The organism is Hallella absiana (genome assembly GCF_025457485.1).
Classification (GTDB): domain Bacteria; phylum Bacteroidota; class Bacteroidia; order Bacteroidales; family Bacteroidaceae; genus Prevotella; species Prevotella absiana.
In genome coordinates, this window is sequence record NZ_JAMXSP010000025.1 from 36,005 (window position 1) to 43,882 (window position 7,878).

General features: G+C 51.1%; 5 protein-coding genes. 3 read left to right on the top strand and 2 right to left on the bottom strand.

The genetic code is table 11. The features are described from left to right. Positions 1-35 precede the first annotated feature (35 nt). The 3 genes from NG346_RS11370 (at position 36) to NG346_RS11380 (ending at position 5,030) form a co-directional block, all read left to right on the top strand. Positions 36-3,074 (top strand): PEP/pyruvate-binding domain-containing protein, encoded by a 3,039-nt coding sequence (locus tag NG346_RS11370; RefSeq protein WP_262288755.1) that lies wholly within the window; start codon positions 36-38, stop codon positions 3,072-3,074. A 106-nt stretch (positions 3,075-3,180) separates the two neighbouring features. After that, the gene (locus tag NG346_RS11375; protein ID WP_262288756.1) at positions 3,181-3,630 is read left to right on the top strand and encodes a T9SS type A sorting domain-containing protein; all 450 of its coding nucleotides are present in this window, start codon (positions 3,181-3,183) and stop codon (positions 3,628-3,630) included. Positions 3,631-3,959: 329 nt separating this feature from the next. Further along, the gene (locus NG346_RS11380; RefSeq protein WP_262278904.1) at positions 3,960-5,030 is read left to right on the top strand and encodes an FMN-binding protein; all 1,071 of its coding nucleotides are present in this window, start codon (positions 3,960-3,962) and stop codon (positions 5,028-5,030) included. On the opposite strand, the gene NG346_RS11385 is transcribed toward NG346_RS11380, so the two are convergent. After that, positions 5,027-6,679 carry a glycoside hydrolase family 43 protein gene (locus NG346_RS11385; RefSeq protein ID WP_262278903.1) on the bottom strand — a complete coding sequence of 551 codons (1,653 nt, stop codon included), beginning with the start codon at positions 6,677-6,679 and terminating at the stop codon, positions 5,027-5,029. The two genes, NG346_RS11380 and NG346_RS11385, sit on opposite strands and share 4 nt — an antisense overlap. Positions 6,680-7,158: 479 nt before the next feature. Beyond that, positions 7,159-7,521, bottom strand: coding sequence for a hypothetical protein (locus NG346_RS11390; protein ID WP_262288757.1), 363 nt, complete (start codon positions 7,519-7,521; stop codon positions 7,159-7,161). Between the last annotated feature and the right edge of the window lie 357 nt (positions 7,522-7,878).

The window sequence follows — 7,878 nt, forward strand, 5'->3', positions numbered from 1 at the left end:
GCGTAAGTTTGCAGTAGACTAAAGACCGAAAGCTTATGCCAACACAGATACCACAGGAGTGGACACGGTTCATCCTTAAGGATGTGACCTTTGTCAACCTGATGATGCGACATATATATAATGTGCTCATCGTTGCCAACCCCTACGACGCCTTCATGCTTGAAGACGATGGGCGTGTGGAGGAAAAGATCTATAACGAGTATGCGCAGCTCGGACTGCGCTATCCGCCCACCTTCACCCAGGTGTCGACCATTGAGGAAGCTGAGAAAATACTCAGTTCCACAAAGATCGACCTTGTCATCTGTATGCCCGGCAACGCCGACAACGATGCTTTCACCGTGGCACGAAGCATCAAGCAGAAGTTCCCCGACATCCACTGCGTGGTGCTCACACCTTTCTCCCACGGCATCAGTAAACGTATGGAGAACGAGGATCTGAGTATCTTCGACTATGTCTTCTGCTGGCTGGGCAACACCAACCTTATTCTCTCCATTGTCAAGCTCATTGAGGACCGCATGAATATCGATCACGATATTCAAGCTGCCGGCGTGCAGATGATCCTGCTTGTGGAGGATTCCATACGGTTCTACTCCAGCATCCTGCCCAATCTCTATAACTATATCCTGCAACAGAGTCAGAATTTCGCTACCGAGGCGCTCAACCGTCATGCCGCCACACTGCGTATGCGTGGTCGTCCAAAGGTGTTGCTGGCCCGTACCTACGATGAGGCCATGCAGCTCTATGAGAAATACAAGGACAACTGCTTGGGTGTTATCAGCGACGTGCGCTTTCCCATCCATGCCCATCCCGAACATCAGGGAGCCATGGGCGGCAACAAGGAGGAGAAAGATCCTGAGGCTGGTTTCAAGCTCTTGGAGGCCATCCGACGCGAGGACGAGTATGTGCCGCTTATCATGGAGAGCGCCGAGTCGGCCAACCGTGAGCGGGCCGAAAGAGAAGGCTTTAAGTTCGTCGACAAGAATTCCAAGATGCTCAGCGTGGACTTGCGCCACCTCATGGAGGAACACATGGGCTTTGGCGACTTCATCTTCCGCGATCCGAAGACCCACCAGGAGATTATGCGCATCCATACCCTAAAGGAGTTGCAGGACAATATCTTCAAGATACCGCGCGACTCCATGCTTTACCATATCTCGCGCAACCACATGAGTCGCTGGCTCTGTGCCCGTGCCATCTTCCCCGTGAGCAACTTCCTCAAGCATGTCACGTGGCATAAGCTCCAGGATGTGGATGCCCACCGACAGATCATTTTCGATGCCATCGTGCAGTATCGTCACATGAAAAACCTCGGTGTCGTGGCAGTCTTCGACCGTGGCAAGTTCGACCGCTACGCCCACTTCGCGCGTATCGGCGACGGTTCGCTTGGTGGCAAAGGACGTGGTCTGGCTTTTCTCGACAACATCATCAAGACGCATCCCGACTTCAACCGCTTCAGTGGTGCTACCGTGCAGATACCCAAGACGGTGGTACTCTGCACCGATGTCTTCGATCAGTTTATGGAGCAGAACAATCTCTATGACATTGCGCTTAGTGATGCGCCTGACGAAGTCATCCTTCAGCACTTCCTGGAGGCGCAGTTGCCCGACAGTTATATTGCCGACTTCTTCACCTTCTTTGAGGCTACGCACAGTCCCATCGCCATACGTTCCAGCTCGTTGCTTGAGGACAGCCACTACCAGCCTTTCGCCGGTATCTATTCTACGTATATGATTCCCAACCTCGACGACAAGTACGAGATGCTGCGTATGCTCGCCGCGGCTATCAAGAGCGTCTATGCTTCGGTCTATTACCGCGACTCCAAGGCTTACATGACGGCGACATCCAATGTCATCGACCAGGAGAAGATGGCTGTCGTGTTGCAGGAAGTGGTCGGACAAAACCATGGCGACCGCTACTATCCGACCATGTCGGGTGTGCTGCGCTCGCTCAACTACTATCCCGTGGGTGAGGAAAAAGCAGAGGAAGGCATTGCTTCGCTGGCACTCGGACTGGGCAAGTATATCGTCGACGGCGGGCAGACTTTGCGCGTCTCGCCTTGGCATCCCCATCAGGTCATGCAGCTCTCTGAGATGGAGACGGCACTGCGCGAGACCCAGACACGCTTCTATGCTCTCGACATGAAGCGCGATGTGGGCAGTGACTTCAAGGTGGACGACGGATTCAATATCCTCAACCTGCGTGTCAAGGAAGCCGAGAAGGACGGTACGCTGCAATATATCGCGTCGACCTACGATCCTTATGACCAGATCATCCGCGACGGTGTCTATGAGGGTGGCCGCAAGGTGATCTCGTTCTGTGGCGTGCTCCAGCAGGATGTGTTTCCTCTGCCTGAGATCATGCAGATGTCGATGAAGTATGGTGCTGAGGCCATGCGGCGCCCAGTGGAAATAGAGTTTGCCTGTAACCTCAACGCTGACCGCACGGGCGACTTCTATCTCTTGCAGATCCGTCCGATTGTTGACAGCAAGCAGACACTCGTGGAGGACGTGGCGGCATTGCCCGATGATGAATGTCTGTTGCGCAGTCACCGCTCCTTGGGTCATGGCATCGTTGACGATGTGACCGACGTGGTCTATGTGAAATACGACGACCACTTCACGGCGATGAACAATCCGGCTGTGGCCTCTGAAATAGAGCATATCAACCGGCAGATGATCGATGAGGGGCGTGGCTATGTGCTTATTGGTCCCGGACGGTGGGGCTCCAGCGACCCGTGGCTCGGCGTGCCTGTGAAGTGGCCGCATATCTCTGCGGCCAAGGTGATCGTGGAGGTGGCACTGAAAAACTATCGTGTGGATCCCAGCCAGGGTACTCATTTCTTCCAGAATCTCACCTCGTTTGGCGTGGGCTATTTCACGATCGACACCAACCAGAGTGCGGATCAAGGTGGGATGGTGCGCAAGGATCTTCTCGATGCCATGCCTGCCGTGGAGGAAACACAGTATGTGCGTCACGTCCGCTTCAAGCGTCCTCTGAGAATACTTATGGACGGAACCAAGCAAGAAGGAGCGATAACAATGTTGAATGATGAGTTGCTCAATGTTGAATGTTGAGCAACTTGTCACTTAATAATTATTAATTTCTTTAGGTCGAAATAACAACGAATCGGGAAAACGGCTATATTTGCAGTTGATATGAACATCTCTTAGAATTAAGCCTATGGACATCATTAGGAGAATTGCTGTCGCTGTCGTCTGCTTGTTGATGGCAGTGGGTAGTCTCGAAGCGAAAAGACCATTTGTGAGGGTCAACGGCTTCGAGGTGAGCAAGCATGTGACGTCCATAGAGATGGAGGGTAATATGATGTCGCTGCGGTGGAACGACAATACGGTCATGCGGGGGCGGTTGGCTGATGTGATGATCAACCTTGCTTGCCGCGACTGTGTCGACGAGGCTCGCATTCTTTCTGTCAGTGGCGTACAAACCACCAAGATGCGTGTGGAAGGTCTGGCGCTGGGCTCCACCTACTCTCTTTATGACTTAATGGGTAATTGTCTGGCCACCCGCACGGTCGACAGTCCTATTCTTTCTGTAGACATCGGCCATCTTACCACGGGTATCTACTTGCTCAAGTGCCAAAGTCTCGTGATGAAGTTTGTCAAGGGATAGCGGTGCGTTATGGTATTCTTAATGCTGATGTTCTCCTTTTATCAAGAATTTGAGAATTATAGAATTTCCTGCGTTTTGATTAGGATTTGATGAGAATTAGAGAAGGATAAGCGGCAAAACTGCTTATATTCTCCAATTCTTATTAATTCTCAATGATATACGGATATTCTATAATTCTCAAATTCTTGATAAAAAAAGATAGCAAGTAGTAAGGTCTCGACTTCATTCGCTGAATGGTTACTACCCAATGAAGCATTGCTAAAAGATGTTTCTTTTTTCCGGAATTCTGTTTTTATTGAGTACCTTTGCGCTCTCAACAGAAAGAAATAATGAAGAAGAAACTATCACAAATCCTTAGTCTCGTTGTTTGTTTGCTGATGGTGGCTGCCGTCTCCCTACGCCGTGACGGCAAGCTGCTGGGACATGATTTTCGTGCCAAGCAAAAGGCCGAGACCTCTGTGAAGAACGATACTCTGCGTATGGAGCCCGACGGCACTATGGTCATCAACACCACCAGTCTGGGAAAAGACATCTCGGGCTATGGCGGAGCGGTGCCGTTGGAGATCTCTGTCGATAAGAAGGGAATCGTCACACAGGTGAAGGCATTGCCCAATGGTGAGACTCCTGAGTTCTTTGGTCGGGCGAGCGCATTGTTCAATGCGTGGAAAGGCAAGAGCCTGAAGGAAGCCGAAGCTACGCAAGTCGACGCTGTCTCGGGAGCTACCTACTCGTCCAAAGCCATCATTGCCAATATGCAACGCGGACTGCAATACGCCGACAAGGCCAGTGCAAAGGCTCAGACGAGTATGCAGTTCGACTTCAGTGCGAAGAATATAGCCGGACTCATCGTGGCTCTGATGGCTGCCATCATCCCGCTCTTCGTCAAGAACCGGCGCTATCGCATCGCGCAGCAGGTGCTCAACATCGTTGTGCTGGGTTTCTGGTGCGGCACGATGGTGTCTTATAGTGCGATCATTGGCTATATGTCCAATGGTATGAATGTAGTTTCCTTGCTGTTGCCTTGTGTACTGCTCATCATCGCTTTCATCTATCCGATGTTCGGCAAGAAAAACTACTACTGCAATCATGTCTGTCCCTACGGCAGCTTGCAGGAGCTGATGGGCAAGACCGTTCACTACAAGGTGAAGATCAGTGGTAAGACTATCAGGCGTCTCAACACTTTCCGTAAGGTGTTGTGGGGTGCGCTTATGGTATGCCTGTGGACAGGGCTGTGGTTTGACTGGGTCAACTACGAGCCGTTCTCCGCGTTTATGGTGGAGTCCGCCTCTTGGGTCGTCATCGCCATTGCGCTGGCCTTTGCCCTTCTCTCTGCCATCGTCATGCGACCTTATTGTCGTTTCGTGTGCCCGATGGGTAGTATGTTCAAGATGGTGGGTTAAAGCCTCTCCACTCTGAACCAGTCGACATCCATCCAGCCTCGGTTGCCCGTGGTGCCGGGACGCATGCTGGCGAAGCCCATCTTGGCACCGATCCACTTGCCTTTTCTGAGTGTGAAGGTGTCACCGGCAGCGCGATAGTGCTTGTTGTCGAGGCTGTAGGCGAAACGGGCCTGTCCCTTGTCGATGCTGATCCGCAGATAGATGTCCTCGTGGATGGCGGGCGAGTAGGGGATGGTGTCTACCTCAGTAGGCTCCAAGGTCGTCAGCACCTTCTCCGTTTCTTTTCCCTGTCGGTCAGCATCCTTGCAGTTGATTTGCAGCAATTCGAATTTATTGCCCTGCCGTCTGCATACGAGCGCCTGGTAGTTCATGCCCATGACCACGACGCCACCATACTGCCCGTCGCTCTTTGCTGAGATGCGCACTTTCGTCGTAGCTGTGAGCCTCGGCGCCGGAAGCTTTTGCAAAAGCAGGTTGCCTGCCTGCCACAGACCGGTGCCCGGCTGCTCATCGGCGTTGTAGAGGCGCAGTGTTCCGTTGGCTGTCGGCATACCCCACAGCGGGTTGTAGTTGGCCTGCCACTGCCATTGCAGTCCGAGTTCCCCATTGTTGAACTCATCGGACTCTTGTGGGTTGACCCGCGTCTTGGCGTTGCTCTTCGGCTTGCGGTAGGTGGCGTAAGGCTCACCGCATCCGTCGCCGTCCTTGTCATTGCCGATCACCGGCCAGCTGCCTTTCCATGCCATGGGCTGCAGATAGACGACACGTCCATAGGCATTGCGGTCGTTGAAATGCAGAAACCAGTCTTCGCCCTGTGCCGTATGCACCCATGCGCCCTGGTGAGGACCGTTGATGTCGGTCTGTCCCTGGTGCATCACCGTGCGTGCTTCGTAGGGTCCGAAAGGCGACCGTGAGCGCATGGCCATTTGCCAACCGTGCTCCACACCACCGGCCGGACAGAGGATCCAGTACCAGCCGTCGTGTTTATAGAGCTTCGGTCCCTCTGTGGTGTGGTTGTGTTGCCAGCCGTCGTAGACAATGCGCGGCGCGCTGATGGCGTGACTGCCGTCGGCGGAGAGCTCCCACATGGTGAGCACACTGTTGAATCCGGCTCTGCTTCCGGCCCACCCATTGACGAGATAGCAGTGTCCGTCATCGTCCCATAGCGGGCAGGAGTCGATGAGACCTTTCCCAGGAATGACACATTCCGGTTCGCTCCAAGGTCCCTGAGGCTGCCGGGCTCTCACGCGCATGATGCCTTGATCGGGATCTCCCCAATAGATAAAGTATTCCCCATTGTGATAGCGAATCGCCGGAGCCCACACGCCTTTGCCGTGCTGCGGCTTACTGAAAAGCGAGTCGGGCTGTTGCCGGTTGAGCGCATAGCCGAAGATCTCCCAGTTGACGAGGTCTTTGGAGTGCAGGATGGGCAGTCCGGGAATACAGTTAAAACTGCTCGCCGTCAGATAATAGTCGTCACCGACGGCGATGGCATCAGGATCACTATAGTCGGCGAAGAGTACTGGATTCTTGTACATGCCGTTGCCCAAGTCAGGATCCCAGACCTTGGAATGGTATTGTGCTGAGGCTGGGAGCAGTCCCATACCGGCACATAACAGGAGTGCGAGGAAAAGAGATTTCTTTTTCATTGGTCTATCTTTTTGGGTTTCTTATCAAACAGGATAACTTGCAGAAGTCGTTTGCTTACTCACTTAACGTATGGCCATCCCATGATATTGTGTAGCCTCCGCGTAGAAAGTGGTAACGATGTGTTTTTAATAGAGTACGAAAGAACCTTGGAGGATACTTATAAAAAAAGACAGCCTGGAATCACTTCCAAGCTGTCTCGTATCTGAAATTTGTAATTTTCAATGTGAGCGACGATTCGCTCTTTTTGGTTATCCTACAATCTTTGTTCTTTACCTTTTACTAATACCTTACTGATTACAATCTTAAACCTAATAACTAAAAACCTAAATCTATTACTAACCTAAACAATCTATTAACCTTTTGACACTGCAAAGGTACGACGAATTCTTCGTACCCTCGAATATTTTCTGTAAGAACTATCTTTTTTCCCGTCTTTCTTAATCTATATCAAGTGGCTGTGTGCGATAACAACAACAAGTTATGCCTTTTCTGCGTTTTTGATGACGGGGAGGGCTAAGGCAGTATGCCGTTGTCTCATTTCCAACCGGTCCATGATGTCATGGGGCAGTTGCAGCATGACGGGCTGCACGCAACCGCGGTATTGCTTGTCGGGTTCACCAACGGCAACCAGCAACACCGAGAAGGTTTGTTGGCTTTTCTGACAATAAACAGGCTCTGAGAAGGCGTTTTTATCGAGCAAGCAGTCTTTCTCTTCGATTTTTGCGAATTTTGAGATGTTTTTATAAAGTACTGAAATACAATAAGATATGAGAAACCGCGTTTTTTGCTCTTTGTCAAAAAGGTACTTTGACCAAAAATTCTCTAGAGAATTTTTCGTCATCTCGGTAGTTTGACTCGGTCATCTCACCTTTTTGATCGCATGAAAAGGCCTTTTTGACCAAGTCAACTCATTGTTTTTTCTTTGCAACGGCCGATTTTTGGTGTCATCATCCTCGTTTTTCCTGATTTTCAACTCATGTTCCTCTCTAGAATGACTGGAAATGTTGACAATGTTTTGTTAAGAGTTTTGTTCTGACGCATAGGTGAATTAGACTTAGAGAGCGGGAGCGTGAAATGTAAGCGTCTCGGCATTACCGTATTTCAGCCTCGCTTAAAAGTCTGTACCTTTGCGCGCACAAATTATTATGAATATGGCAAGCAAAGACAAGTACAAGAGTCTCCTTGAACGGTACAAGCA